Annotated in this window: 32 protein-coding genes and 1 tRNA gene; 6 read left to right on the top strand and 27 right to left on the bottom strand. The window is 50.4% G+C overall.

What is annotated here, in order from left to right; all coding sequences use genetic code 11:
- From HOM51_06765 to HOM51_06740, 6 genes are all read right to left on the bottom strand, one after another.
- Positions 1–360: ATP-binding cassette domain-containing protein (locus HOM51_06765; protein MBT5034207.1), on the bottom strand; the 360-nt coding region annotated here is incomplete at its 3' end.
- A gap of 27 nt (positions 361–387) precedes the next feature.
- Complete coding sequence (locus tag HOM51_06760) at positions 388–1,239, bottom strand: hypothetical protein (protein MBT5034206.1); 852 nt, start codon at positions 1,237–1,239, stop codon at positions 388–390.
- Positions 1,236–1,943, bottom strand: coding sequence for an LPS export ABC transporter periplasmic protein LptC (gene lptC / locus HOM51_06755; GenBank protein MBT5034205.1), 708 nt, complete (start codon positions 1,941–1,943; stop codon positions 1,236–1,238). Before lptC ends, HOM51_06760 begins: the two co-directional genes overlap by 4 nt.
- A 14-nt stretch (positions 1,944–1,957) precedes the next feature.
- On the bottom strand, positions 1,958–2,965 hold the full coding sequence (locus HOM51_06750) for a KpsF/GutQ family sugar-phosphate isomerase (GenBank protein MBT5034204.1): 1,008 nt from the start codon (positions 2,963–2,965) through the stop codon (positions 1,958–1,960).
- A gap of 232 nt (positions 2,966–3,197) precedes the next feature.
- Positions 3,198–3,731, bottom strand: a complete 534-nt coding sequence (locus HOM51_06745) for a ribonuclease D (protein MBT5034203.1) — start codon at positions 3,729–3,731, stop codon at positions 3,198–3,200.
- A 127-nt stretch (positions 3,732–3,858) separates the two neighbouring features.
- Positions 3,859–3,945, bottom strand: a tRNA-Leu gene (locus HOM51_06740).
- Between the two features lie 195 nt (positions 3,946–4,140).
- Between HOM51_06740 and HOM51_06735 the strand changes: the two genes are divergently transcribed.
- Complete coding sequence (locus HOM51_06735; GenBank protein ID MBT5034202.1) at positions 4,141–5,154, top strand: complex I NDUFA9 subunit family protein; 1,014 nt, start codon at positions 4,141–4,143, stop codon at positions 5,152–5,154.
- 19 nt (positions 5,155–5,173) lie between these two features.
- Here HOM51_06735 and HOM51_06730 read toward each other — a convergent pair whose 3' ends face one another.
- The 10 genes from HOM51_06730 to HOM51_06685 all read right to left on the bottom strand — a co-directional run bounded on the left by HOM51_06730 (position 5,174) and on the right by HOM51_06685 (position 12,095).
- A complete protein-coding gene (locus tag HOM51_06730; GenBank protein ID MBT5034201.1) occupies positions 5,174–5,521 on the bottom strand; it encodes a MarR family transcriptional regulator in 348 nt (115 codons plus the stop codon).
- A gap of 67 nt (positions 5,522–5,588) precedes the next feature.
- On the bottom strand, positions 5,589–6,956 hold the full coding sequence (locus HOM51_06725; GenBank protein ID MBT5034200.1) for a leucyl aminopeptidase family protein: 1,368 nt from the start codon (positions 6,954–6,956) through the stop codon (positions 5,589–5,591).
- A 118-nt stretch (positions 6,957–7,074) separates the two neighbouring features.
- Positions 7,075–8,274: a porin family protein gene (locus HOM51_06720; GenBank protein ID MBT5034199.1), complete on the bottom strand. Its 1,200-nt coding sequence runs from the start codon at positions 8,272–8,274 to the stop codon at positions 7,075–7,077.
- Between the two features lie 201 nt (positions 8,275–8,475).
- Complete coding sequence (locus tag HOM51_06715; GenBank protein ID MBT5034198.1) at positions 8,476–9,153, bottom strand: aquaporin family protein; 678 nt, start codon at positions 9,151–9,153, stop codon at positions 8,476–8,478.
- Between the two features lie 7 nt (positions 9,154–9,160).
- On the bottom strand, positions 9,161–9,580 hold the full coding sequence (locus tag HOM51_06710; protein MBT5034197.1) for a glyoxalase/bleomycin resistance/dioxygenase family protein: 420 nt from the start codon (positions 9,578–9,580) through the stop codon (positions 9,161–9,163).
- 21 nt (positions 9,581–9,601) lie between these two features.
- Positions 9,602–9,928 carry a helix-turn-helix transcriptional regulator gene (locus HOM51_06705; GenBank protein MBT5034196.1) on the bottom strand — a complete coding sequence of 109 codons (327 nt, stop codon included), beginning with the start codon at positions 9,926–9,928 and terminating at the stop codon, positions 9,602–9,604.
- A 118-nt stretch (positions 9,929–10,046) separates the two neighbouring features.
- Positions 10,047–10,439: a hypothetical protein gene (locus tag HOM51_06700; protein ID MBT5034195.1), complete on the bottom strand. Its 393-nt coding sequence runs from the start codon at positions 10,437–10,439 to the stop codon at positions 10,047–10,049.
- A gap of 90 nt (positions 10,440–10,529) precedes the next feature.
- Positions 10,530–10,913: a hypothetical protein gene (locus HOM51_06695; protein ID MBT5034194.1), complete on the bottom strand. Its 384-nt coding sequence runs from the start codon at positions 10,911–10,913 to the stop codon at positions 10,530–10,532.
- Between the two features lie 131 nt (positions 10,914–11,044).
- Entirely contained in the window at positions 11,045–11,545 is a 501-nt protein-coding gene (locus tag HOM51_06690; GenBank protein ID MBT5034193.1) for a DUF2059 domain-containing protein, read from the bottom strand.
- A gap of 88 nt (positions 11,546–11,633) precedes the next feature.
- The gene (locus HOM51_06685) at positions 11,634–12,095 is read right to left on the bottom strand and encodes a GIY-YIG nuclease family protein (protein MBT5034192.1); all 462 of its coding nucleotides are present in this window, start codon (positions 12,093–12,095) and stop codon (positions 11,634–11,636) included.
- 93 nt (positions 12,096–12,188) lie between these two features.
- Between HOM51_06685 and HOM51_06680 the strand changes: the two genes are divergently transcribed.
- Positions 12,189–12,647, top strand: a complete 459-nt coding sequence (locus HOM51_06680; GenBank protein MBT5034191.1) for a hypothetical protein — start codon at positions 12,189–12,191, stop codon at positions 12,645–12,647.
- A 3-nt stretch (positions 12,648–12,650) separates the two neighbouring features.
- On the opposite strand, the gene HOM51_06675 is transcribed toward HOM51_06680, so the two are convergent.
- A complete protein-coding gene (locus HOM51_06675; GenBank protein ID MBT5034190.1) occupies positions 12,651–13,970 on the bottom strand; it encodes an adenylate/guanylate cyclase domain-containing protein in 1,320 nt (439 codons plus the stop codon).
- Positions 13,971–14,199: 229 nt separating this feature from the next.
- Between HOM51_06675 and HOM51_06670 the strand changes: the two genes are divergently transcribed.
- Both HOM51_06670 and HOM51_06665 read left to right on the top strand, forming a co-directional pair.
- Positions 14,200–14,640 (top strand): DUF2141 domain-containing protein, encoded by a 441-nt coding sequence (locus tag HOM51_06670; GenBank protein MBT5034189.1) that lies wholly within the window; start codon positions 14,200–14,202, stop codon positions 14,638–14,640.
- Positions 14,641–14,666: 26 nt separating this feature from the next.
- Entirely contained in the window at positions 14,667–14,858 is a 192-nt protein-coding gene (locus HOM51_06665; protein ID MBT5034188.1) for a hypothetical protein, read from the top strand.
- A 3-nt stretch (positions 14,859–14,861) separates the two neighbouring features.
- On the opposite strand, the gene HOM51_06660 is transcribed toward HOM51_06665, so the two are convergent.
- From HOM51_06660 to HOM51_06640, 5 genes are all read right to left on the bottom strand, one after another.
- Complete coding sequence (locus HOM51_06660) at positions 14,862–15,731, bottom strand: MBL fold metallo-hydrolase (GenBank protein MBT5034187.1); 870 nt, start codon at positions 15,729–15,731, stop codon at positions 14,862–14,864.
- A gap of 78 nt (positions 15,732–15,809) precedes the next feature.
- The gene (locus HOM51_06655; GenBank protein ID MBT5034186.1) at positions 15,810–16,667 is read right to left on the bottom strand and encodes an EamA family transporter; all 858 of its coding nucleotides are present in this window, start codon (positions 16,665–16,667) and stop codon (positions 15,810–15,812) included.
- Between the two features lie 11 nt (positions 16,668–16,678).
- The gene (gene ftsY / locus HOM51_06650; GenBank protein MBT5034185.1) at positions 16,679–17,626 is read right to left on the bottom strand and encodes a signal recognition particle-docking protein FtsY; all 948 of its coding nucleotides are present in this window, start codon (positions 17,624–17,626) and stop codon (positions 16,679–16,681) included.
- The gene (gene mtaB, locus HOM51_06645) at positions 17,623–18,858 is read right to left on the bottom strand and encodes a tRNA (N(6)-L-threonylcarbamoyladenosine(37)-C(2))-methylthiotransferase MtaB (protein MBT5034184.1); all 1,236 of its coding nucleotides are present in this window, start codon (positions 18,856–18,858) and stop codon (positions 17,623–17,625) included. Before mtaB ends, ftsY begins: the two co-directional genes overlap by 4 nt.
- A 4-nt stretch (positions 18,859–18,862) precedes the next feature.
- Positions 18,863–19,693, bottom strand: a complete 831-nt coding sequence (locus tag HOM51_06640; protein MBT5034183.1) for a diaminopimelate epimerase — start codon at positions 19,691–19,693, stop codon at positions 18,863–18,865.
- A 464-nt stretch (positions 19,694–20,157) separates the two neighbouring features.
- Here HOM51_06640 and HOM51_06635 point away from each other — a divergent pair, with 464 nt between their 5' ends.
- Positions 20,158–20,889 (top strand): hypothetical protein, encoded by a 732-nt coding sequence (locus HOM51_06635; GenBank protein MBT5034182.1) that lies wholly within the window; start codon positions 20,158–20,160, stop codon positions 20,887–20,889.
- Between the two features lie 123 nt (positions 20,890–21,012).
- Here the strand turns inward: HOM51_06635 and HOM51_06630 are convergent, their stop codons facing one another.
- The 5 genes from HOM51_06630 to HOM51_06610 form a co-directional block, all read right to left on the bottom strand.
- Complete coding sequence (locus tag HOM51_06630) at positions 21,013–21,960, bottom strand: PAS domain-containing sensor histidine kinase (GenBank protein MBT5034181.1); 948 nt, start codon at positions 21,958–21,960, stop codon at positions 21,013–21,015.
- Between the two features lie 60 nt (positions 21,961–22,020).
- On the bottom strand, positions 22,021–23,223 hold the full coding sequence (locus HOM51_06625) for a HAMP domain-containing protein (GenBank protein MBT5034180.1): 1,203 nt from the start codon (positions 23,221–23,223) through the stop codon (positions 22,021–22,023).
- Positions 23,220–24,317, bottom strand: a complete 1,098-nt coding sequence (locus HOM51_06620; protein ID MBT5034179.1) for an ABC transporter substrate-binding protein — start codon at positions 24,315–24,317, stop codon at positions 23,220–23,222. The genes HOM51_06625 and HOM51_06620 overlap by 4 nt, the downstream gene beginning before the upstream one ends.
- 363 nt (positions 24,318–24,680) lie before the next feature.
- Complete coding sequence (locus tag HOM51_06615; protein ID MBT5034178.1) at positions 24,681–25,343, bottom strand: hypothetical protein; 663 nt, start codon at positions 25,341–25,343, stop codon at positions 24,681–24,683.
- A gap of 65 nt (positions 25,344–25,408) precedes the next feature.
- Positions 25,409–25,807 carry a helix-turn-helix transcriptional regulator gene (locus HOM51_06610; GenBank protein MBT5034177.1) on the bottom strand — a complete coding sequence of 133 codons (399 nt, stop codon included), beginning with the start codon at positions 25,805–25,807 and terminating at the stop codon, positions 25,409–25,411.
- A gap of 332 nt (positions 25,808–26,139) precedes the next feature.
- On the opposite strand from HOM51_06610, the gene HOM51_06605 reads away from it, so the two are divergent.
- On the top strand, positions 26,140–26,400 hold a 261-nt coding region (locus HOM51_06605), incomplete at its 3' end, for a signal recognition particle protein (protein MBT5034176.1).

Below are 26,400 nucleotides of genomic sequence, written 5' to 3'. Positions count from 1 at the left end.
GAGTCCTCTGAAAATAGAGGCCTCTTGAGGCAGATAACCGATGCCTAAGCGTGCCCGGCGATACATCGGCAGATCTGTGATGTCATGACCATCAATGACGACCGTGCCGTAATCAGGGGAGATCAGACCCGTGATCATATAAAAACAAGTGGTCTTGCCAGCTCCATTAGGCCCGAGCAACCCGATGACCTCGCCCCGTTGTATCGACAGGGATACACCGCGGACCACGGGTCGCTTTTTAAAACGTTTGCCCAGGTTTTTCGCAAAAAGCCCCTGATTGTCGGCGACAAGCTTCGGTCCCTTTTTCGAGCGTTGTATGGGCTTTGGTGAGCCCGTTGGATCTCTTGTAATATCTGTCATTGAACGTAGAGGGTACGGAAGGGACCTTTATTTTTTCTTTATAGGTTTTAGAACACCCCGGACACGGTTTTTACCTGGAGTCTGAGGACAACTAAATAACTTCGATATACCTGTATTCAGATTTACCTCTGCCCTGCAACCATTTAGTCGGTTTTGGCCGCGAATAATCTTTACAGCGCCCGTCAGAGTGGCAATTCCACTGCTAACATTATAAACACCTCGGTTCGCTGTCACAGTGTCTTGAGCGGTCCGGATGCGAACATTATCAAAGGCTTCGACCCGGTAGACCGATGATCGGCCTTTCTTATCTTTGCGAAAATAGGCCGCTAGGGTATCAGCACGAAGACGCCGACCCTTGCGCACGGCAACAGCATCACCCCGCGCAACGGCCATCTGCCGCTTCTCCCAATATTCCAATTGCTTCGACGCGGTAATTTCATCGGTCGCTGTCGTAAACTTGACCCGCTTTCCGCCGCTAATTGTCAGAATAGCATTATCAACGTCGTAAATTCCTTTTTGGCCGGTCACTTTTTGTCCCGGTGATATCAGGCGGACATTGCCCTTCGCCTTCAGGAGATAAACCTCTGTGTTGCCGCCCTTCTGCTCGCGATAAAGCGCTGCGAGTTCGTTCGCCTTTAGGGTAAGGGTACCGCGAATCGCCTTCGCATTTCCACGGGCAATAAATACTTTTTGTTCTTGTTGCCACTCAACACCGTTGGTGGCGTATATTTCCAACGGTATGCCTGATTTACCACTGTTTAAATTCAGATTTTGCCCCGTCGAAGTGGCAGGGTTCCAAACCAAGACCAACGCCAAAATACCGCCCCATAAAAGAGAGCGATGGCGTAAGAATGAGCCTGAGTCCTTCCTAACACTCATTTTTTTGACCCCTTTATCCCGGGGTAGATGATCATTTGGGTTTTTCCGGTGAAAAAGATGGTTTGCGCCTTATCAACCAAGCGAAAACCTTCAGACTTTAGGGTGCCGAAAGGACCTTGCCCCTGCACAGGAACCTTGCTGGTTGCTGTGCCAGTTTCCAAATCCACGTGCAATTTTGCGGTTCTAAATTCGTATCCCGAATCATGAAACATGTTGACGGAACCCTGAAGTTCCAGCTTCTTGGCATCTCGGTTAAACACGCCTTCCTTTGCGGTTAAGACCAACCAAGACCCGTCTTTTAAAGTAATATCCGCCTTCGGCATTTCCATTTCCACGGCACCACTGTTTTTTGACAGGTTCTTGGCAATGTCCGCTGTCACGCTGAATGGACGATGGTTCTTATCCGTTCCCACATAGCGGGGGTTGGTCATGTTAGCGTCTTTCGTGAATTGGGTTTTCAGTGCTGCAATTCCAATTTTAAATTTGTTTGTTGCCGGTTTTAAGTGCGGCCATACGAGAACCAATGAAATCAACACAAGCGCTACCAACGGCAGCACCATTTTCATCAGATTAACAAACCGGGTATAGCCTGGGGTATGGCGGCGAGGAACCGTAGTGTTGGCGCCACCTCCCTCACCACGAGCGCTTCGTCTGGGTGCGCCCTCCCTCGAAGGGGTAACGATGGGTTGTCCTGCTAGTGCCACAATTTCGTCTCCTGTCACGCCACGCCTGCGCGCAGGCAATCGTGAATATGCAGGATGCCGACAGGCTTGCCGTCTTCAACCACAAATAAATTGGTAATTTTCCCAGCGTTCATGACCCGCAATGCCTCGCCCGCAAGGGCGCTGGCGTGGATATTTTTGAACCCTCCGGCCATGATGTCGCCAGCTTTCGCCGCCAAAAGATCAGCGCTCATGTGTCGCCGCAAATCGCCATCGGTAATCACGCCTACCAGTTGACCGTCGTCGCCGGTCACACCGACGCAGCCAAAACTTTTCGCCGTTATGACCAACAACGCATCCGCCATCACAACGTTGCGTGTGACCAATGGCAAGGCATCCCCCGCATGCATCAAATCGGCAACTTTCAAGAGTTGCTGGCCTAGCTTCCCGCCAGGGTGGAATACATGGAAATCATCTGGTGAAAATCCTTTGCGTTCTAAAAGCGCCACCGCAATAGCATCACCCAACGCTAACAGTGCTGTGGTTGATGTTGTTGGTGCCAATCCCATAGGACAGGCTTCAGTGCTTTCTGGCAGGATCAACGCGACCGTGGCCGCCTTGGCAAGTGTGCTCCCGACATTGCGCGTCATGGCGATCAAGGGAATTTCAAATCGCTTGGTGTAATCAATCAGGCTGCCCAATTCGGTGGTCTCGCCTGAATTAGACAAGGCGACCACCACGTCACCTTCGCGGATCATGCCGAGATCGCCGTGGCTGGCTTCTGCAGGATGGACAAACAGCGCGGGTGTTCCTGTGGATGAAAGAGTCGCCGCGATCTTGCAGGCGATGTGACCACTTTTACCCATCCCGGTAACAACCGCGTGGCCAGTCATAGCGGCGATGACTTCAAGCGCTTTGGAAAATTGATCATCAAGACTGTTCGCTAAGTCCTGAAGTCCTTCGATTTCGAGACGAAGTACCCGCTCTGCCGAGTCGAGACCGGACGCCACATCACCAACGTCGTCTGTACCAGTAGTAAGAGCCGTGGCTTTAGGTGAATTCATATTAATCCGTACGTTTGTTCCTTGCGGGTTATATATGCCTGTCGCCCGCCGATATGAAGTTGTTCGTCTCTATTTCTGGCACTAATTAACGAATTAATATGAGCGATTAGTCCGAGAATTGAATTTGGCAGCACTAAACCGCGCAGAGTATGCGCCCAAGCCCTTGATTCGTCAATGAAACAGGGGAAAAATGGCCTTAAAGAAGCTTAAATTTAGGAGACTTAAAATCAGCTTAATGGGCAAAGATATCGACGTCGCGCCATCCTAGAAGATCAAGGTCCCCACGGACGGAAAGGAAGTCAAAGCATGCTTGGGCCAATTCTGTGCGGCCTTCCCGGCCAAGCATTTCATCGAGCCGTTCACGTAGGCGGTGCAGGTACAACACATCCAACGCCGCGTAATGAATTTGCTCATCACTCAGTGTTTTAGCGCCCCAATCCGAAGACTGTTGAGCCTTTGATAATTCAATGCCCAGAATTTCGCGGCACAAATCTTTCAATCCATGCGAACTGGTATAGGTCCGAACCAACTTGGAAGCTATTTTGGTGCAATAGATCGGTTGGCATTCTACGCCCATGTATTGGCGCAACATTGCCACATCAAACCGAGCATAGTGAAAGATTTTTGTGACCTTGTCGTCGGTCAACAGGGCTTTGAGATTAGGGGCATCGTAATTTCCATCAGACACCTGAACCAAATGGCAAATGCCGTCACCGCCGGAAAGCTGGACAAGACATAATTTGTCCCGCTCCGGAAGCAGACCCATGGTCTCCGTATCAATTGCGACGCTGTCGCCAAAGCTAACGTCCGAAGGCAAATCTCCCCGGTGAAGCTCTATTGTTTCGGCGCTGTCTTTCAAGGTGCAACCCTCTCGCCCAGCGAATTAAAAAATATGGTGCCCAGGAGAAGACTCGAACTTCCACGACCTTGCGGCCACAGGTACCTGAAACCTGCGCGTCTACCAGTTCCGCCACCTGGGCATCGACGTCGTGAGTATACGATAATCGTCGTGCTCCCTGCCGTCTGCCCTGTCGTTAGACCCCTGGCGCGATGATGTCAACCGGGTCTTAAGGGAATGGTTAACTGTTGATTGCGTCAAGCGGATGTCAAACATGGTTTTTAGGTGTATAAGGGGGGTGTTGATTTTAATTTTGCGGAGTGATCGATCCATGGCCATGACATCTTCTGTGGTGACAATATTTGGCGGTTCCGGTTTTCTGGGGCGCCACCTTGTGAACCGTTTGGCAAAACAGGACGCGGTCGTGCGGGTTGCTGTCCGAGACCCCGAAGCTGCTAATTTTTTGAAACCCATGGGCGATGCCGGACAGGTCGTTCCTATGCACGCGAACATAAATGATGATGCCCAGGTTCGATTGGCCTGCGATGGCGCAGATATCGTGATCAACCTTGTTGGCCTTCTGTCTGAATGGGGCAAGAACACGTTTAAAAATGTTCATGCCGATGGTGCCCTGCGGGTTGCGAAGGCGGCTAAGGACGCGGGTGCTGAACAGTTTATCCAGGTATCTGCAATTGGCGCATCTGCAAAATCCCCATCAGCATATGCAAAAACCAAGGCCGAAGGAGAGGCTGCGGTTAAAAAAGCCTTTCCAGGTGCTACCATTGTTCGGCCGAGTGTTATTTTTGGGCCGGAAGATCAGTTTTTCAACCGCTTTGCAGGGCTTGCGCAGTTTTCACCGATGCTGCCGGTGTTTGGGTGCCCGGCAATCCCCAAGCTGACTTTGTTCGGTGAGAAAGGCGCACTGGATGTGGACATTTATGGCGACGGAGGCACCAAATTCCAGCCCGTCTATGTCGGTGACGTGGCCGATGGAATCATGGCAATCTTGGGCACATCAAAGGCAGCTGGGAATACCTACGAATTGGGCGGCCCGACGATTTATAGCTTCAAGGAATTGATGGAACTGGTTCTTCGTCAAACCAGCCGGAAAAAGCTTTTGATCCCAATTCCGTTCTGGAAGGCGATGATTGACGGATGGTTTCTACAAATGCTTCCGAAGCCTTTGCTAACCTGCGATCAGGTTCTTCTGCTCAAAAATGATAACATTGTGAACCGTAAATCTAAGGGATTTAAGGACCTTGGGATCAAGCCGGTCGCAGCAGAATCAATTCTACCCACGTACCTCGCGCGATTCAAAACACCGAAGGCACATAACCTTCGCACGGCCTAGCACTTAAGCCACAGAAATATTATTTTAAATCGCGAGCGACGAGGGAAATAATTTCGCCAATCTCATTTAGGAAGACAGAGCCGCGTACGGTCCTGTGGATGAGAACGCTTCTGCGATCATTTTCATCTTCCTTGCGCCGCACCAGTTCAAGTTTTGTCAATCGGTCAATGGCGCGTGTAATCGCTGGTTTCGAAATATTCAGAACTTCCGCCATTCCCCGAACGGTATGAGGCGGGGGGGTCAAATAAACCGTCAAAAGCAAGGCCATTTGGCGTGCAGACAGATCAGGTGCATCCCGTCTCACTGTCGTAACGGATGCGCGTCGCCAAAGATCTAAAGCCTGAATTTCATCAATTTCGACGCCCATGACACCACCTAATTCAATTCGATACCGATACAATATTATTACTACATCGTGCGAGCAACCGGAAATTCTATTTTTTTCCGAAACGATCTCTAATAAATTCAAACACGGCCCGGGCTCCCATGGCTTCGCCCCCCTCAGGGCGCCCTGGCTGGGGGCTTTGGTTCCAACCCATCAAATCAATGTGGGCCCAAGGGATACTCGGCTCAACAAACGACTGTAAAAACAAAGCCGCAGTGATTGCTCCACCATAACTATTATCTGGGCAATTATTCAAGTCCGTAATCTTGCTTTCGATATGTTTTTTATATCGGTTCCATAATGGTAGTCGCCACAGAGGGTCATTGGTGCGTTCTGCAGCTCCAAGCAACCCCGCAACCATTTCCTCATCATTACAAAATAGGGCTGGCAGTTCCGCGCCGAGTGCAACTCGGGCGGCCCCAGTGAGCGTCGCAAAATCAATAATCAAGTCGGGGTCTTCCGCGCAGGCATCGGTTAGCGCGTCGGCCAGAACAAGCCGACCTTCGGCATCTGTATTGCCCACTTCCACGCCCAGGCCCTTGCGGGTGATGATGACGTCGCGGGGTCGCATGGCATTGCCTGAGACACTGTTTTCCACTGCCGGGATCAGGACGCGCAATCGAACAGGCAACCCCGCCGCCATGATCATGCTCGCAGCACCCAACACATTTGCCGCGCCGCCCATATCCTTCTTCATCAATTGCATGCCGGATGACGGTTTAAGATCTAGGCCACCGGTATCGAAACACACTCCCTTGCCGACCAGGGTGACTTTCGGATGATGATCCTCACCCCACGTAACATCTATCAAACGGGGTTCACGGGGGCTGGCGCGTCCAACGGTGTGGATGGCCGGATAGTTTTGTTTGAGCAGATCATCACCGACAATCACACGGCAAGCAGCCCCATGATCGCCTGCCAACTCTGCCGCCGCTGCCGCCAGTTCCTCAGGTCCCATATCAGACGCGGGTGTATTGATTAAATCACGCACCAGATAAATTGCCTTGGCTGTTTGCTCCTGAGCGTCCTGATCACAATTATTCGGCCAAATTAAAATGGGCAGTCCCTCTGACTTTTTTCTGTAGCGGGCAAACTGATAAGTCGCTAATTCCCATCCGAGAACCAATTCATTCGCTTCGGAAGGTTGTAGATTAGCCTCTAGTCGATAGGTTCCTTGCGAGAGTGCGCCAGGAATCGCGGCCCAGTCCCAAAGCGATGGCGCTTCCCCCAAGCCGACAAGAACCCCCACCAATGTTCCGTCTTCCCCAGGAAGAGGACAGACCGTTCCTGACTTGGCATTAAACCCGCTGGATGTGACCCAGGATTTTAGGCTGTCCGACTGATCTGCGAACCATGCATCGAACGCCGCGATACGTGTGGATGCGTTGGCTTCGAGCGTCTCTGAGCATAACGGGATGAGGGGAACGACTTTATCCGTAGGATTGGACGTCAAATTATCAGGCACGCGAAAGGCTCCTTTTCCAGAAGCCTACAAAATGGCGTGCCGTTGGTTTCTTGGAAAGCCTAATTTATCCTTAGAATAATGCTTTTGCGCCGACCGCCAAAGTATGGGTCGCATCAGCACGAAAATGATCGCCGTCTGTCACTCCCAAATAACGGTATGAAACTTCTGCCGATAAATTTCTAGTCAGCCCGATATTCACGCCAGTACCTGCCTGATAGGCCATCGCCCAATCCCTCACATTAGGAATGCTTACGCTTCCAGCACGAGCGTCTTTCAACGATTGATAAACTGCTCCCCCTCCCACCATGACAAAAGGCACAAAACCGGAATCGTTTTGAAAATCGTAGGCCCCATTGAGAAGCATTCCGGCGTAAGTCTGAGAGCCTTGTGCCGAAAATGTGCCTGAAGTCAGGCCGCTTATATCGCCCGGCGCATTCACCGAAATTTGGTCGAGGTCTGCTTGGGCATACATGACTTCGCCTTCGGTTCTAAATCCCCCCCACCCGTAACCAATTGCCGCCGTCACGGCGAAACCTTTTTCCGGCGAAACGTTTAGATCGGCACCATCGACCGCCTGTACGGAAGGCGCTTCATCTATACCCACGACCCGCACCGCCAGATAGGACCCTTCCCCATCATTGCTAAAATTGGGTCTAGGTGCCGATAGTGGCGGTGGCGGAAAATCGACCGGGGCTTGTGACGTCTGTTTGTCTGGCACCATCTTAGGTGTCGCCATAACCACGGACTTTGATTTACCGCCAATTTTTTCAGCTAAGGAAACCTTGGGCTTCCACGTTGATTTTTCAGGCAGCTGAGGTGTCACCTGTCCCACCAAAGCAGGCTCTGGCGGGGTCACTGATTCGTCCGGCTCAACCGTCTTCGTTGGTTTATCGGCGGCCGGCGCGCCGTTCTTCGTTAATTCAGTTGGGTCTGCAAATTTTTCAAGGCGACTCTTTTCTTCCTCCAGCGGTGGAAACTTGAACCCGGGCAAGATGATTTGAAAGGGTTGCAGTTGTAATTCGGCTCCGCTGGGTAAATTCCGGAGAGTCAAAAAGGGTCGTTTGTATTCTTCTGGAACCTGAGCAATTTCAAGGGCTGCCGTTTGTATGCCCCGTTGAAGGTTGCCGGGAAGGTTAAAGGTATATCCACCGTTGATATCTCCTCGCCCCTCCAGGCTCTGCCAACCTGATGGCGCGGTCGACGCCATAACGGCTGTTGTTGTCAACAGTCCTCCGGCAAAGGAAAATATCCAACCTTTTTTCCGCACCATGAGCCCCCCGTCAGCATCCATAAAGATGCCATAAACCGGGACTCAGAATATGGTAAACAAAAGGTTAATGATACAAAAACTTGTGTGTTGGTCGGGCTATAACCGCAATATATTGAAATTACTTTAAATTTTCCGAAGGACAAAACCAAGCCAACAATCTCGACCTGGGGCTAATTTTACAAAACCGTGCGAATCGCCAATTTAGTCCGCCTCTTTGTTGATCTTTCCCATCCACTGAAACACATAAGTTGCTGCAATTGCACCGACCGCCTGAGCAATGATAAATGCAGGCGCGTGGGTCGGCAAAATTCCGGCGAACGTATCGCTGAGAGACCGGGCGATGGTTACGGCTGGATTGGCGAACGACGTTGAGGCGGTGAACCAGTAGGCTGCCGTGATATAAAGCCCGACCGCGTAGGGGATCGCGTCGGCTCGATGGCGAAGACACCCTAAGATCGTCGCCACCAGTCCAAACGTCGCAACGGCTTCTGCCAACCACTGGCCAAACCCAAACCGAGCCGTGGTCGAGAGCATAAGAATGGGCTCGGCAAACATCGCGTGAGCAATCCAGACCCCGATGATCCCGGCCGCGATCTGCACTAAGACATAAATCGCGCCGTCCCGTCCCTTCATCTCACGCCGCAGTACAAATGATAGAGTCACCGCAGGATTAAAGTGCGCGCCTGATATGGGCCCAAATATAAGGATCAACACCACCAGAATAGCGCCGGTGGCAATGGTATTCGCGAGCAACGCCAGGGCGATATTTCCATCCGCCAACCGCTCCGCCATGATGCCCGAGCCAACGACAGTTGCCAGCAAAAATAATGTGCCCAGCGCTTCCCCAGCCAGACGCCGGGGAAAAGAATAGTCAGTCATGTACTGTTTATCCGCAACAGGCGTTCGTTTGGCTCACACCTTCGCCAGCGTCTTGACCAAATGTTTCACTTTCGCCGGTGGTCATGAAGGTTTCCCACGACACGCCGGCGGGATCGTCGATCCATGATTTTTCCGACTGGTGATAGCAGCACGTGGTTGCGCCTTCTTTTAAAGTCGGCCCACCGGCATCTTCCAATCGGTCGTAGACATCGACTAGTTCCGCCGGTGTTTCAGCCTCAATTCCCAAGTGGCTCAAGCCTTCAGTCGAACTGCGCGAGCTGATGGCAAAATTTACCAGAGGGTCATCCAGCATCCACTTGGCGTAGTCGTCTTTCTGTACAGTGGGCTTCGCTGCAAACAAGGTACTGTAGAATCCGACCGCTTTGTCCAATTCTGTAACGTTGATATGTAGGTGCAATCTTTTCATAGCTTTCGTCTCCTTTAATACTTAATTCAGGGGTTGGCTTGGTCGTTGGCCACAAATTTCTGGAATTCCACTGCAACAATCATCCATCAAAAACGCCAGCACTTGGCGCACGCCTTCGTAGTCAGCGGCATAAAATATTTGTCGCTGCACCCGCCAGGAACGCAGCAATCCAGCGCGCTCAAGCAACGACAAGTGATGCGACAACGTTGAGGGTGTTGCAGATAATGCCTTGGCAATTGTTCCAGCAGGCATGCCGTCTGAGCCCGCTGCAACAAGCAGCCGGAAGACACTTAACCGGGTTTCCTGCGCTAGGGCGCTAAAGGCCTCAATGGCGTTTTCAGTTTCCATATTTTGATATTTCGACAATTATCGAAATATGTCAACAGAAAAAATTAATGAAAGCTGGTTGTAGAGATATTTGTGGGCTAAGGGTGGTCTAGTATCGTGCCACCGGGCGTCCAACTGGTCAGTAACCGGTTCTGACAGGACCAGACAACGCCGTGCCCTCCCCCAAGAACGACCAGAGCAGGCGGGCGAAGACCTCGGGAACGATAACCGTATGTCGGTTGTCGGTATTTTGCAGACTTTCACGCAATGTCTGTCGCACCGAAGGCACGCCGGTGAGGTCAAAGATGATATCTACTTTTTCACCTAAAGACGCAACCTCCGCCGCATCGGTGTATACAGGCACGCCATCGGCGGCAAACTTTTTGGCAGCGTCGGAGTTCGGGTCCTGTTCGGCCACCGCGATGATCTTGATGGATTCATTACCTTGCTCAATATGTTTTGCTAGACTGGCCGCAAATTGGTTGCCAACTCGACCAAGGCCGATCAGGGCCACATTGATGGTATCAGACATTTGTTCCTCCTATGAGATCAACGACATTCGCCAATCACGCTCTGCGATCATAGTCGATCAATCACCGAACTGATAGTATTGTCAAAAACCTTATCTAATAGGAGCCAGCAACGGAACACCTTCTTCTAAAAATTCCCAGAGCAGGCGAGCAACAACCTCAGGAACGACAACTGTATGTCGGTTGCCGGTCATTTCCAGGCTGTCGCGCAAGTCCTGAGTTACGCTCGGCACGCCGGTAAGATCGAAGATAATATCGACTTCATCACTTAGTTCTACAATCTCAGCGGCGTCGGTGTAGACGGGGACATCATCATCAGCAAACATCTGAGCAGTTTCAGAGTTCGGGTCTTGCTCTGCCACTGCAACGATATTAATCGCTTTGGCTCTTTGGTCTATCTGTCGGGCTAGGCTGGTCGCAAACTGGCTGCCGATTCGGCCTAAGCCGACCAAGGCCACGTTAATATCTTCAGTCATTTATATCTCCCGTGAAATCGTTGGTGCCAACCCGACGCGTTATAGATGGCTATATATTAAAAAATACGAACGCGGCCAAAAGATGAAGGAACTGATGGGCGTGGTCAAGAATCCGTGACTCAAATTGTTGATTAGAGCTTAAAACCCTTTTTGCCCAACTGGTCCTTCAGCATGCTGTATACCTGTTGCGCCATGTGGCGGGACCGAGGGGTCGCCCATGTCATGACCTCGCGCATAATCCGGGGCATGAGGCTGAGAGTTTTTTGACCGGCTTCTGTTTTATAGAACGCCAGCAAAATTTTTAAATCTTCTTCTGTATAAAGCCGCCCAATGGCTTCTTCGCTGATCTTCGACATATTTGGAATGAGAATGGAGTAGTGCTCGCGCACCCGGTCTTGGACTTCTTTGTATACGTCTGGGGCAACTTCCTTGTTGCTTTCCTTAAGACGCTTGTTTATCTGAGCCGCAACGCCATCAGCCATTTGAGTCATGACTCGTTCCAAGTGCAAAACCTTGCCGACTTCTTGAGCCAATTTCAGCTTGGAGGTATCGTCTGCCTGAACGGAGCCGGACTGAACGGCGGCTAAGGCTAACATCATACAAAGCCCAAGAAGAATACGCGTTTTGATCATACTTCACCTTATCATCTGAAAAGAGCGTCCCTAAAATGACGCTAAATTCTTAAATTTCAATGCCCGTTCGCCAAATTAAATAAATTTCTTAAGCGATGAATGCTGCTAAGTGGCTCGGACAAATTCGACAATCGCTGCTGCCAAAGCCCGGAACCGGCACTTGGAAACGCTGTGATTTGATTACTTTCGTCATCAGACCACATTCGCGTCCTTCGACATAAAGACTCGCGAACATCTCAGTCGCCGCCTCGGTTAACGGGTCAATATGCCAGCGCGGTGATTTTCCCCGACGTAGATGACGACCAACCCGCGCCTTTAAACCGCCCGGCCCTCGGGCACTGCCTGCATAAATATACCATCCCCGCGGCAAGGTCGTGGCTGGTAGGGTTGAGACACTGAGATCAAAGGGGTTGGCGAGAAAAACAGCGAGCAAATACGCACCTGGAAGCGAGGGGATTTCGTCCGATTGATTGGCCTTATAAATATTCCCACTGGCCAATCCATGGATCACATTGACGAGTTCGTCGCCAGAGCTCCCGAGAGATTGCATTTTTAATCCGTTTCCTTCCGCAATTGCTTATTTTATCTTAGGCACCTCCGGTTTATACCAAAGATCAAGGATAATGGTTAGTATCGTCAGTTAATGAAATTTCTTCCCCTCCTAATGACCCTTGCGTTTTTAGCGCCTGCATCCGATGCCTTGAGCAACGACATAAATAATTTCGACTACGTAACTAAAAAAATTACCGGAACGCTCAACTGTCGAGAATCGAGTATCTTCGGCAACATTTATGGCTGCATCTTAGGCAACCGCGAAACGGTACGCGTCTTCGCAGAGCGCCACCCGAGAGAGCGCAACCAGGTGCTGAACATTCGCTTTGTATGGGAAGACTATCACCGTGATGTAGGTGTTCCCCTTCACGCAGACGCCCGCGCTGCAAAGAGGGCTTTGACTAAGTTAACCAATATCTTAACACCCCAAAACAAAGACTTTGTCCTGAAGCTACTCAAGAAGGGCGAAGGAAAATGGTCGCGCAGCAGTATCCAAATTAGTGTGGACAAGGGGCCAACGGCGCATACCCGCGAAGCGCTGTTTCGATAGTTATTACGATTTCGAAATAGTATAAACAGCGGTCGGCGCATTGCGACCCCGCACTGTCACCTCGTCAACACGTTTAAAGGAAAAGCCACTGTTTGCGGCATCCACAGCACTTTCGCTGGCCAGAATATAGGTGCCGTAATCCTTGTTGAGTTGTTCCAAGCGGGCCGCGATATTCACCTCGTCACCGTGAACCGTGAAGACCAGCCGTTCTTGAGTCCCGATTGCACCAATGACCATTTCACCAGTGTTGATGCCGCACCGAGTCTTGAGTTTAATGCCATTAAAGACCTCCGTCTCCATCGCCTGCTCAATTTCAATAGCGGCCCGCACGGCGTTGGCCGCGTGATCCTCGTCAGGCGTGACCGTGTTAAAAGTCACCAACATGGCATCGCCTTCGAATTGGACGATTACGCCTCCATATTTTGCAACGATCCCACCGGTGACGGCAAAATAGTCATTAATGACTTTCACCAAATTTTCTGGTGATAGTTTCTCGGAAAATGTGGAAAAGCCCTCAATGTCTGTAAACATAACCGTTGCGATCCGACTTTCGCCATCACCAGGCTGGATGCCGGTATCGGATTCTGCAATATGATCCGCCACTTCGCGCGAGACAAATCGGGAAAGATCGTGCGCCAAGGTGCTGTCTACAACGGCTTGGTTAAGCAACCGCTGGGCCCGCGTCACCGCAACCGCAAGCACTACCGTCACGACAATTATAGAAACCATCTTGTCGATTTCTGCGCCGACCAAAATCGCATTCGACGTCATGTACTCCACGTAATTGCGGGTAATCATGGCATCTTGTGGATTAGACACCATCACATAGGTCATTAAAATTCCCCAACCGGCCACAGCTGCAGCACCTGTTGCCAAGATATATCGAGGGTCAAACCGCAAAGCCCGAAGGCCAATAAAAATGAAGACGTAGAGCATGGTCGGGGCTTTTAGATAAAACGATGGCGGTTGTTCATATTGGATGTGGAAGGTCCAAATCAGAAACATCAACAAGCTGATGTCCATCACAATCGACGCCATCAAGACCCCGCTGGTAATCTTCCTCTTACATGCGATTGCCAAACGACCGACCGTAAACAGCAGATAAAGCGCCAATGCCACTGGCACCGGCTCAAACCCCATCATCGGGGATGTCTTTGGCGAAATCGCATAGAGCACGCCGAACAACACGACCAATGTCAGTTGCGCCCAGCCGATTAGGATCTCACTATTTTCTTGTTGCCGTGCGATGGTCTCGCGCACCCGTTGGGGCAACTCTGTGCGCGTCGGCTCACCGACCACAAACCGGGAAAACGCCTGCCACATTTAGGACCTCCTTGTCCCTTAACATTTGACCCCAATCGGAAAATTGGAGGAACATACAGAGTGATCATAAAGATATATGCGTTGGCCAGTGTTAATTTTAACCGGTTTTCCGCGCAATTTTGTTCAAATAGCGGTGAAACACAAATCTCTGATATCAACCAAAGGATTGCGATTACTTACGAAAACCGCCATATAACCGCCTTCGGTGTTTAAAAAGTTGGGGATACGAGTGACGTTAAATAAATTTTGTTGGGGGATTGCCGTTTTGGCCGGGTTACTTTTGCCGACCATCGAGAAGGCGAATGCCACCGAGTTGAAGGTCAACGTTACAAATTTACAGTCCAGCGACGGCACTGTTTACTTTGCAGTCTATGATAGACCCGAAACGTTTCCAAAACGGACCGGCAAGCTTGTCGGCACAAAACTTCCCGCCAAATCCAATGGTGTGGTGGCGGTATTTTCGGACTTGAAGCCGGGAAACTACGCGGTCGCTATCTATCACGATGAAAATTCCAATGGAAAATTTGACCAAGGATTTTTGGGAATTCCGCTTGAAGGGTACGCCTTCAGTAACAACGCCCCGGTTTTTCTAGGGCCACCTGAGTTCGAGGATGCTGCCGTAAAAATTAATGGTAAAAGCACGGCCATCACCATCAAGATGGATTATTGAATTTCTTGCCATAACAGGAGTTCTGCATGCCAACCCACATACAGCTCGCGACCGATCTACTTCGCAATGCGGCCAAATTTTTTAACGACGTCGGCGCGCAAAATCCAGACCTCGCCGATCAAATGTCTACCAATGCGGCAGCATTTGATCGGGTGGCACTTCTCCTGGAAACCGACCCTACCGGCGAATTTGTAGAGCCCGAAAAAGCGCCTGAATAGTCTTTAGTTCCCTCGGCGTTGAAGGGTTACGCGCTTGTAAATCCCTTCGATGTTCAACTTGAACCATTTGTCGTACATGCCGAGGCTCTTATATTTCTCGAGCTTGATTGAGCCTTGCAGTTCAGCCAAAGACTTGCCCGCCCTGGCCCCCTGCAAGACAGCACTATAAAGATCCTCAAAGTACGTGCGTTGGGCAACCAAATCCGCCCGTGTGCTCATGGCACCATGTCCCGGAGCAAGCTTGTCAAAGTCCATGCCTTCAACTTTTTTCAGAGCATTGATCCAGCCCGGCCAATAACTGTCGCCAAGGCCCTTATATCCGACCCGACCTTTAGTGAAGATATCGACGATGTAGATCGTCCGCTCATTTGTGAAATTCATCACGATCATGCCGTTGGAATGGCTCGGGCCGACATAGGTTAACTCGACCGTTTTTCCGCCCAGTTCAACCGTCATAGAATTCGCGAACGTCAGGCCAGGCACGGCCGTCGGGCGTTTTTCGGCGATGATGGTTGCACGGGTATTTTCGTGGGCAATCACCGTTGCCGTGTCGGCAAACACCTCACCACCGGCGATATGGTCGCGGTGGTCGTGGCTGAGGATCAAGTACTTGATCGGCTTATTGAACCGCTTTTTGACTTCGGCCTTCACCCAGGCTGCAAACTTCGCATTTACTGGATCAGTAACGATCACGCCGTCTTTGGTATCTAGAACCACGGAAAAATGGAAATTATTTTGAGCGCGGTAAAGATCACCGGTGATTTTTGTGAACGACCGTTTTGGTGGTTTCTTTTGTGCAAATGCATCGCCAGCGGCGATTCCAATTGCGAGAACTAAAAACCCGGCTAAAATTCTTCTGAGTGCGATATTCATTATTTTCCTCCGTGTTGATTGGTTGAAATACAATAAGCAATTTTGGCGGAAATTTAAGCCGTGATCTCGAAAAGTTGATCAGCCGCTTAGTTGGAGAGTGACCAATCCCGTTACAATGATCATGGCGGCGATGATCCGGACCTTGCCGAATGTTTCCTTTAAAATAAGAGATCCAATCACGGCGACGAACAGCACAGATGTTTCACGCATCGCGACGACGTACGCCATCGCTCCTTGGCTCAACGCATAAAGCACCAAACCATAAGCGACGATGGCCAAGACGCCGCCAGCAAAACCTTTTTTCCAACGCCTTTCGAAAAACCCACTGACGTCATGGCGGTGTCGCAGAAAGTAAGCTGCGATTATGAAAGGGATGCCTTCCAAGATGTTTAGCCAGAGGATGTAACCCCATGGTGGGCCCGCCAGCCGCATCCCCAAACCATCGACGATTGTATAGCTCGCAATGAAAACGCTGGTACCGAGGGCGAGAAATATGGGCTTTTGTGCTTCGCCTCTAGGGATTCCCCCGACAAACATCAAACTAACGATCCCAACAGAGACCAGTCCGACGCCAACCATGCCGCCAAGTCCTAAAGTTTCGCCGGCGAAATAGGCCGCCAACAGCGCCACCAACAGCGGTGCCGTCCCCCGCGCAAGAGGATAAACTTGGCTGAGATCTCCAACCCGATAGGCCATGATCAGAATGACATAGTATCCGTTATGAAGCAGGGTGGACGCCGCCAGATATGGCCATGAATCTGGGTGGGGCAGCGGTATAAACGGGATTAAGGGAATACCGAGCACAGTCCCGACACCGACCACAAACACCATGGTCAGAAAACGATCATCGCCGCTCGTCTTAACCAAAGCATTCCACGTCGCGTGGGTGATCGCGGCCAAAAGCACCAATGCGACGAGATGAGGTTGCAGTGCCATAATCTCAGTCCCTAGGCTTCTAGCCCCATCAAGTTGCGGGCAAATGCTTGGGCCTCAAAGGGTCGAAGGTCTTCAATCGCTTCGCCCACCCCCACAGCATGCATCGGCAGACCAAAGGCTTCGGCGAGGGCAACCACAACACCGCCCTTGGCTGATCCATCAAGCTTGGTCATCACAAGGCCGGTCACGTTGACCATGTCACGGAAAACCTCGACCTGCGAATGCGCGTTTTGGCCGACCGTTGCATCCAGGACCAGCAGACAATCATGCGGTGCTTCAGGATCGAGTTTCTTGATCACCCGAATGACCTTTTCCAATTCGGCCATCAAATCAGTTTTGTTCTGCAATCGCCCTGCGGTATCAATCATCAGCACATCTACGCTTTGGGCACGCGCCTGTTCGATGGCTTCATAGGCGAGACCCGCTGCATCTGCGCCAGTTTCCTTGGCAATAACGGGACACCCGACCCGTTCACCCCAGACTTGCAATTGTTCGATCGCGGCAGCACGAAACGTATCCCCCGCTGCCAGCATCACTTTTAATCCTTGGCTGGCGAAAAGATTGGCCATCTTTCCAATGGTCGTCGTTTTGCCACTGCCATTAACGCCACAGAATAAAACAATATGAGGTGATTTGTTCGTATCGACCTCAAAGGGCTGGGTTACAGGCTGCAAGATTTTAGCAACTTCGTCAGCCAAAGCGTCTTTAACTTCTTCCGGGGTGATTTCTTTGCCAAAGCGGCTGTCGGCCAGGGCTTGAGTGAGTTTACCCGCCGTCGCCACACCTAAATCGCCGGTGATAAGAATTTCTTCCAGCTCATCAAGCGTTTCACGATCAAGTTTCCGCTTGGTGAATAAATCCGTAATGCCGCCGGTGATTTTATCTGATGAACGGCTTAGCCCTGCTTTCAGACGTCCCAGCCAGCCAGTTTTCTTTTCCCCAGTAATGTCCTCAGTCATGGGTCGCCAATCAGATGGCCGTCTTCTACGCCGCTGATGCGGACCGTTTGGATTGATCCTACCGGCGCATCAAAGGATAGGCGCACAGGGGCGAGATACTGACAATGGCCCAAGCGATCCTTTTCGACCAGCACGTCGGCAGTTCTTCCTACCCGACTGTTCAGAAAGGTTTTCATGGCCCCGTCTCCTGCCGCCCGAATGCGGGCAGCGCGATTTTTTCGAACATTACCCGCTACCATCGGCATGTTCGACGCAGGTGTTCCGGGTCGGGAAGAATAGGGAAAGACATGAAGGTATGTCAGGCCCATATCAGTGACCGCGTTCAGCGTATTTTCAAACATCGCGTCAGTTTCAGTGGGGAAGCCCGCAATTAAGTCTGCGCCGATCACCACATCAGGTCGCGCTTTACGAGCGCGTTCACAGACCGTCATGGCATCGGCCCGGGAATGGCGGCGTTTCATCCGCTTCAGCACCATGTCGTCGGCCGCTTGAAGGCTGAGATGCAAATGCGGCATGAAGCGGGGCTCGTCAGCTAATAGCTCAAACAGCTCCTCATCCATGGCGGCTGGGTCTAAGGACGTCAGGCGAAGCCTCGGCAAGTCTGGCACCGCCTCCAACAAGCGCTGCACCAAGACACCCAGCGTTGAACCGTCAGATAAGTCCGCGCCATAAGAACAGACATCAACGCCAGTTAGTACGACTTCTTTGTAGCCGTTGCTGACAAGCTTCTGGACCTGCTCAATCACCCGGTCAATAGAGACACTGCGGTTGCGCCCCCGCGCAAAAGGAATGATGCAGAACGTACAGCGATGATCGCAGCCCTGCTGAACTTGTACAAACGCCCGAGTGCGTTCTTCGTAGCCTTCCAACAAATGCCCTGCGGTTTCCTTGATCTCCATAATATCCGAAACATGAATACCATCGTCGCCGACCAAGCCGCCGGGTTCCAGCTTCTCTGCATTACCGACGACCCGATCCACCTCCGGCATGTCGGCGAATTTTTTTGGGCTCAGTTGGGCCGCACATCCGGTGACAATAATCCGTGCGCCCGGTCGTTCGCGGCGCAAGCGGCGAATGGTTTGACGCGCTTGGCGTTCGGCCTCGGCCGTCACAGCGCAGGTGTTCACGATAACCGCATCCTTCAGGCCGGCGGCTTGCGCGTTGGTCCGCATGACTTCTGATTCCAGGGTATTAAGCCTGCATCCGAGGGTTATGACGTGGGGTTCCGACATAATCTTAGCCCAATAACCCGTCGCTCAAGGTTCCAGAAAAACTGGTCGCCACCGGGCCGGTCATATGGACGTGATTGTCGTCAGACCATTCAATCGTCAAAGCGCCACCGTCTAAGACCACCTCAGCTATGCGGTCGGTTAAATCTCGGCGTGCCGCAGCAATCAGCGCCGCACAGGCTCCTGTGCCGCAGGCTTGAGTGATTCCCACACCGCGTTCCCAAACCCGCAACCGAATTGATGAACGGGTCTGAATTTCTGCAACGCCGACATTTACGCGTTCAGGGAATAAACCGTGATGTTCGATGGTCGGCCCCAAATCTGCCAAGGGAATTGCCGCGGTTTCGTCAACGAAGAACACAGCATGGGGGTTGCCGACATTCACACCGACCGGGTCTTTTAATGCCCCTTCTTCGAGACCCAAATGCAGCGTGTCGATCTCTTCAGCCACCGGGATATCGGCCCAATCGAGTTTTACTTCTCCCATATCAACGCGAACGAGACCGCCGTTTTCTTGGCGCGTATACAGCAGCCCCGCGCCGGTTTCGATCACGGCTGTTGGTGATTGTTCTTCGGACATAATAAGTGACGCCACGCAGCGGGTCGCATTGCCACAGGCATCAACTTCACTTCCGTCCGCATTATAAATCCGCATGAAGGCATCTGCGTGCTTAGCTGCACTGGGCTCAATGACAATCAACTGATCACAGCCAACACCTGTGTTGCGGTCTGCAATGGCAAGAGCCTGAAATTCGCCCAAGCTTAAAGGCGTCTCGCGGGCGTCCAGCACCACAAAATCATTGCCCAGGCCATGCATTTTTACAAAGGACATGCTCATAATGAGGCCATATAGGGTGTCAAACAGGCGGAAGTCCACATTTTTAGCAGGCAGCCCTTCTAACATTTCGCGTTCTACACAAATGCGGACGTTCTAAGAATCCAGCGCGGGAGTCTGGTCGTGACCCTGATGTATGGACCGACCGTGTGTTGCAAGAGATATTCAGAGATAGCGGTGTTGGTCATGCGTTAATGTATTCGGCCTCAGTGTGGAACTTTTGTTTCGGTCCATCATGGGTATCAGCGCACATCCGATCTTATGAGCGGACATTCGCAGTTTCCTTATTAAATATGCGGCGATTTCATTCATGTGCTCCAAAATTATGTGTCTCTCTTAGGACACAAATTATCTTGGCAAAAATCCAAATTCATTGGTAAGTAGGTTTCCCTGTATTCTTCTAAATTGATCACTTAACATTCTCCTAATTGGACGATCTAACATGAATTCTAAGGAGAGCCAAAAACATGGACGAGAGTATTCGCATTGTTTGGTACGATTTGCCGGAAGATGGAAAAGATGAGTATCTAAAATGGTTGCACGAAACCTATTTGCCGACCGTAATGGCCCGACCAGGCATTCTGTGGGCTGCTCATTACCGAATCATCAAGAGCGATGAAACAATCCAAAAACTATCTAAGTTTGTCGGCCGGTCGGAAGATCACGACAGCGTACCTGCCGGTTCGGATTATGCCCTGTTGATTGGGGCTGGTTCTCCTCATGTGTTCTTCAAGCCCAACTTCGATGATGTTGATTCCGAGGACCCCATTGCGCAGAAAATGTTCGCCAAACATATAGGCAGGCGTACCGTCGTAACGACAGAACAAGCCCGTGTGGATGGGCCCGAGATTCGACAGCGGGCTCCCGCCACCACGCCGGGACCCTTCATCCAACTTGGCCATTTTAGGGTCCGTTCAGTGGAGGAGGAATTTGATCTCAGCGCCTGGTATGCAGACTATCGGTTGCCGACCATCGCTGCCATGCAGGGCGCTATAGCGGCGCGTAAGATGGTAACGGTTGCGGGCTGGGCAAAGCATGTGGTGCTTTATGAATTTGTTTCGGCAGAAGCTCATCACACTAATTTCATGAATCATGAAATTCTCGCTTTTACTGACGGCGAGTGGACCAATCGAGTTGTGAAATATACAGCCCATTCGCCTGGCAGTCCCAGTATCGGTGAGCGGCTTTGGCCCAAATAAAGAAATTTTTCGCTAGCACCGACGCTTTAGGGTTAAGAATTTAGTGCCGCTTCCGGGATTAAAGCAGACATAATTATCGGGAGCAATTCATGTCGGCCCGTGTCCCTAAGGGGCCTGAAGCAGTCATCCAGAAACCGGAAGCGTAAAGAAGAACTTACTGCCGACATCTACTTCGGACTCAAAATCAATCATACCGTTATGTTTATCGATGATCGATTTTGAGATATTTAGTCCCAATCCCGTGCCGCCTTTTTCCCGGCTGTCCGAGGAATCCGCCTGAGTAAATCTGCCGAATATTTGCTCCCTAAACTTTTCGGGTATTCCCCGTCCATGGTCTGAAATCGTAACTTTCGCAACACTGTTATGATGGGCAACTGAGATTTCAACTTTCTCGCCCTTATTCGAGAACTTTGCTGCGTTGGAAAGAAGGTTGGTAACAACTTGTGTAAGACGACTGCTGTCACCAAGCACCGTAACTTTCGAATCAAGATCAGCGAGTACAAATTCAACACTGTGTTCGATTGCGAATCCCATATTGGATTCGACCGCCTCCTCTACGAGATTTGCGAGATTCAGCTTTTGAAATTCATATTTCATACTGCCAGAAAGAATCTTTTCCATATCCAAAATGTCGTTAACCAAAATTATCAGACGGTTGGTATTCCTATAAGCCATATTCACCATTTCCATTACGTCATCAGTCAAATTACCAAGGGCGCCATCTACTAAGAGTGCCAGCGATCCTTTGATTGATGTTAATGGTGTTCGAAGTTCGTGGCTGACCGTTGATACGAACTCACTCTTCATTTGGTCCAATTTCTTGCGTTCCGAAATGTCATTGTGCGTTCCTGACATGCGCAAGGGTTTACCGTCTTCGGTCCATTCGACCACCGTTCCTCGGTCAATCACCCAGATCCAGTCGCCATTTTTATGGCGCATACGGACCTCAGCTTCGTATTGATCCAGTTCGTGAGAGAAGTGCTTTTCCAACAGTTCGGCGGATCGTTTTAGATCGTCAGGATGAAAATAAATCCTTCCGGCATCAAAGTTAATGGGCTCAAGTTCTTCCAAGGTATAGCCGATTATCTCCGCCCATCGATCATTGTACTTCGTCTCGCCGGTCGGAATGTTCTATTCCCAAGTGCCGACGTTCGTTCCCCAGATTATCTCTTTAAGTCGGAGTTCGCTTTCTCTTAGGTCTTTCTCCGTTCTTTTTTGTTCAATAACCATTAGCTTTAGTTCATTTGTAGCGCGCTGATTTTGCTCCGAGGATTCCTTCAGGTCGACGACCATTTGGTTGAACGTATTCGTTAAATCCGCGACTTCGCCAAAGTTATCAACATGAATTTTATCAGGATATGTACCTTGGCTTAAGCTTCTTGCTGACCTTGCCAGACTTTCTATCGGCACAACGATGCTGCGGCTAAAATAAAGGTAAATGAGCCATATTACGCCGAGCGCAAATATGGAAACCAATGCCACGACCTTTGTTGATTCTCTTGTTGGAGCCAGAGCGATCGACGTTGGTTGTTCGACCACGACCATCAGCGCGCCTCCCGTTGAGGGTACGCGCTCTATATTTCGTACAACCGGTTTTCCATTGATGCCAATTTGTGAGTTCTCGCCATCCAACTGAATTTTTCGTTTGCTCAACACCATCGTTGGATTGTGATGTGCAACGACAATCCCTTGCCCATCCGTCACGTAAGCGACCATTGATTGGTCTAGCCCAATTGTTGCTAGCAATTCCCAAATTGCCTTGAAGCGGAGTTCAAACGACAAAATATACGCCAAGTCTCCGGTTCGCCGGTTTATCAATGCCCCCGCAATAGTGACTAAGGGTTCGCGCAAATTGGGATCAAATCGGACAGAACCAAAGTGAAAATTCATAGTGGAGTCTAGAAAACCATATTTTTTTGCCACGTCGGGCACCTGTTTCGATAGATCGTCCAGGGAATTGGAACGGGATATCTTGATCAAATTAGTTCCCGCAGCATCTAATAGGGATACGCTTTGATAGCGTTTCGAACTTAACATAAAAGCGCTCATCGTTTCGTACTGCTGCTGTTTGTCCAGTTCCGCAATGCCGACAACGCGGTCGAGGAAATGAATGTCGTCCTCAACCTTATTCAAAAATAATTCAATGTTATCGGTTACCCGTTGCAGCGTTAGTTGCCGTAGGGATTGATTTTGTTCCTCGTTAATAGAATAGCTAATTCGCCCAGTGATGAGTGCGGTTATGATAATGGGCCCCAGCGCAAGGAGGATAAATACCACGAGGGCGCGGGTGCGCAGGGATGCTTTTAACGAAGTCTCCCCAACGGGTTCAGTCATGGCGCTTTGCGTACGATGATTTCAGCCTTACGCAAGAAAGCGGCAGGAACCTTTAAACCAATTTTGTCAGCTGTTATTAAATTTAGACCGAGGTGAGATTCCGCTGTTTCGACGGGTATACCGCCGGCATTGGTGCCAGCAAATATCTCATGGGCGATGCGTGCGGCTTGGGCGCCAACGTTACCATGGATAAAGCCATAAGTGAGCAAGGCACCCTGGTTGATTTGTGCTGTGCTTGGCCCAGTCAGGGGTAATTTTCTGGCATTGGCCAGCTTGACGATGTCCTTAACCCGTTTATTAACGACGCTATCGGGAACCATAAAGATGGCGTCAATATTATTGGGAATTTCGGTTAAGCATTTTGTGACCGCAGGGCTGTCGGGACAACGTAGTTTGACCAAATCAATATTTAGGCGCTTAGCAGAAATTTCCAATTGCTTGACTGCACTGACGGGTGCGAAGTCATTCGGATTAAACAGTATCGCAATACGTTTTATGTTTGGGATAAGCTGTAGCAATATCTCCAACCGGCGTCCTTGATCTCTGTTTAACATGACACCCGTCATATTACCGCCTGGTTTAGTCAAGTCGGTCAAAACGCCCGCTGCAATAGGATCCGCGATTACGCCGAATACGACCGGGATCTTCGAACCCTTGGTTGCTTTATAAGCCGCAATACCCGTGGGCGTGCCTGCGGTGAATATCAAATCCACCTTCGCCGTCACCATTTCGCTTAGAGCTTCTTTAAGGTGCTTGCCCCGTACTGGTTTATCCGGGCCAACGTAATTGACCTTTTTCCCTTTGACATAACCGAGCGTCGCCATGCCGGTTTTAAAGCCCTGAATGTTTTTCAAACCATTCGGGTTATTTGTTACCAGACCTATCGTAAAATTTTGTTTTTTTGGAGAGGGGGCGTCATCACAACCGGTTAAGCCGATCACCGTCGCTGCAAGCAAGGCCACAAAGGTAGCGCAATGGACCCTTTTTGGCCTCGCCTCCGAGCCCATAATGAGTGCAATAACCCGTCGATGCCAACCAAGAATATCGCTAAATCCCATACGACGGAGCTTGGTTCCTATTGATAAACGTAACATTTATTAACTACCCTTTTGCGCTTGGCTTAACCAATTTCAAAACCCCCAATTTCATCGCTATTGGGAGGGCGTATGTCATATTAACAATGGCCTATTGATCACGGTCACATCTTTACGCTCTCCTAACGAAAGTAATATGACCCGTTCTAACTTATAGGTAAGACCTGCTTTTTAAAATTGCGAGAAAATTTGTAGTGTGTGAGAGAATTATTACCTTCTTAGTAATTGTCTCCGATTGATCATCAGTCGACTCAATTAAAGTTAGCGACTGGCAAATGCCCGCTTTTCTGAATATACGAGCGGTTTATTGACATAATTGTGCCTGAACCAATGTTCCAAATAATAGGCCAGGATGTTAAAAACTTACGACTTCGATTGGCTTGTTTGGGCCCTCAGAAATGCCGTCATATGATGTTTCGATTGCTCAGGTGTATAACAATGTTGTGCTCTGACCGGACAGGCCCGACGGGCGGCGCAGCTTTCGTTCAGACACGATGCTCCCTCAGGTGTCTCAAGATGCTCGACGCAAGCTGGAACATCGTATCGTCCAGTGGAAAATGCCTCTACCGGACAGGCTGACAGACACGGTTTTTCGGCACATGCCTCGCAGGGGCTTGCAGCAGGCTCTTGAATTGGTAGATCAATCATTCGGTCAAACATCAACGCCGCCCGATAAGCATGCCAAAGACCAAATTTGGGATGGATCAAGGGTCCAATGGGTGATGGAAAGACGGCCTCAGCCTTCATCGCCCAGCGTTGGAACGGATGATAGGGGGGGCCTTCGAATGCATACAAAGCCTGGGCGTTGAATTGTTCTGCGATCGGCTCCACCACCTGTCGGGTCCAGCGGTCCAGGGGATCGGGCGCGTCTATGTTCTCGGCCAAGAAAGATCGCCACATCGCCGAACCTACGTTGCCAATAAGAATGTGGGTTTGTGGCCCCTCAGAATAGAACCCACCGCGGGGAACAAGGCCCCAAGGGGAAAGCGCCGGGCTCAAATCTTGATAAACGGTACAGGACGGCACGGCGCTGGTTCTCCCAAAATAGGCTCACAGCACCGTAACTTGAATTCTTGCTTAATTAAATTTGTTTAAGACTTTTTCCGTCGCGACGTTGCTTTGATCAAATCATAAAAACTTTTTCGCACGTCGGCATTGGGGACGGCGTGGTAGGCTTTGACAAATTTTAGAATTTCCGCGTCACGAGGGTTTTTTCTCACGATTTCCTCTCCCTTATATCCATCATAAAAATATTGGATATCAACACCCAGCTTTCGACCCAACACATACAATTGCCCGGCCGATATATCCTTTAATCCATTCTCGAACTTTGCCACTGTGCCTGTGCTGGCGGAAATAAGGTTCTCAAGGTTTTCGCGGGACAAGCCACGTTCTTCCCGACGATTTTGAAGGCGTGACCCCATATGTTTCAACAAGCTCACCCGCGCAACGTCGGTAAAATTAGTGTTTCCAATTTTGTCGCTCGCCATATGCTTAAACGGCCTTTCAGGTAAATACTCTTAATTAGTGTAACTAGTATATAATTTTCGTTCAAAACGTATCTTTTATTTCTACCTAATTGCATAAAAAATTAAAACCTTGAATATACTCTCTTATAGGTTGTTATTGAGCAAAGCCCAGCGATATTGATGATTCTGCCCGAAAGCTTTCGCTTGCTTCTTGACAGCCCCGGCCGACGGCCCTACATTCCGCGCCACAGCGACAGCCCTCCTGTTTTCTAAGTCTCAAGGGGCTCCGCCAGTCCGCGAGTTTCGCGCACTGGCGTTTTTTCGTTGTGTGAATTTAGGTTTAAAGAACGATCATGTTTGAAAGTCTAAGCAATCGGCTAAGCGGTATTTTCGAGGGCCTCACCAAGCGTGGCGCGCTTCGCGAAGCAGACGTGGATGCAGCGTTACGCGAAGTCCGGGTCGCATTGCTGGAGGCCGACGTCGCCTTAGAAGTCGTAAAAGACTTTGTTGCCGCCGTTCGTGAGCGTGCTGTTGGACACGAAGTTCTCAGCAGCGTGACGCCGGGCCAGATGATGATCAAGGTCGTCCACGATAACCTTGTTGACGTCTTGGGT

Source organism: Rhodospirillaceae bacterium (assembly GCA_018660465.1).
Taxonomy (GTDB): Bacteria; Pseudomonadota; Alphaproteobacteria; order Rhodospirillales; family JABJKH01; genus JABJKH01.
Note: the sequence above shows the minus strand (reverse complement) of the source record. Positions and strands in the feature narration are given on the sequence as shown.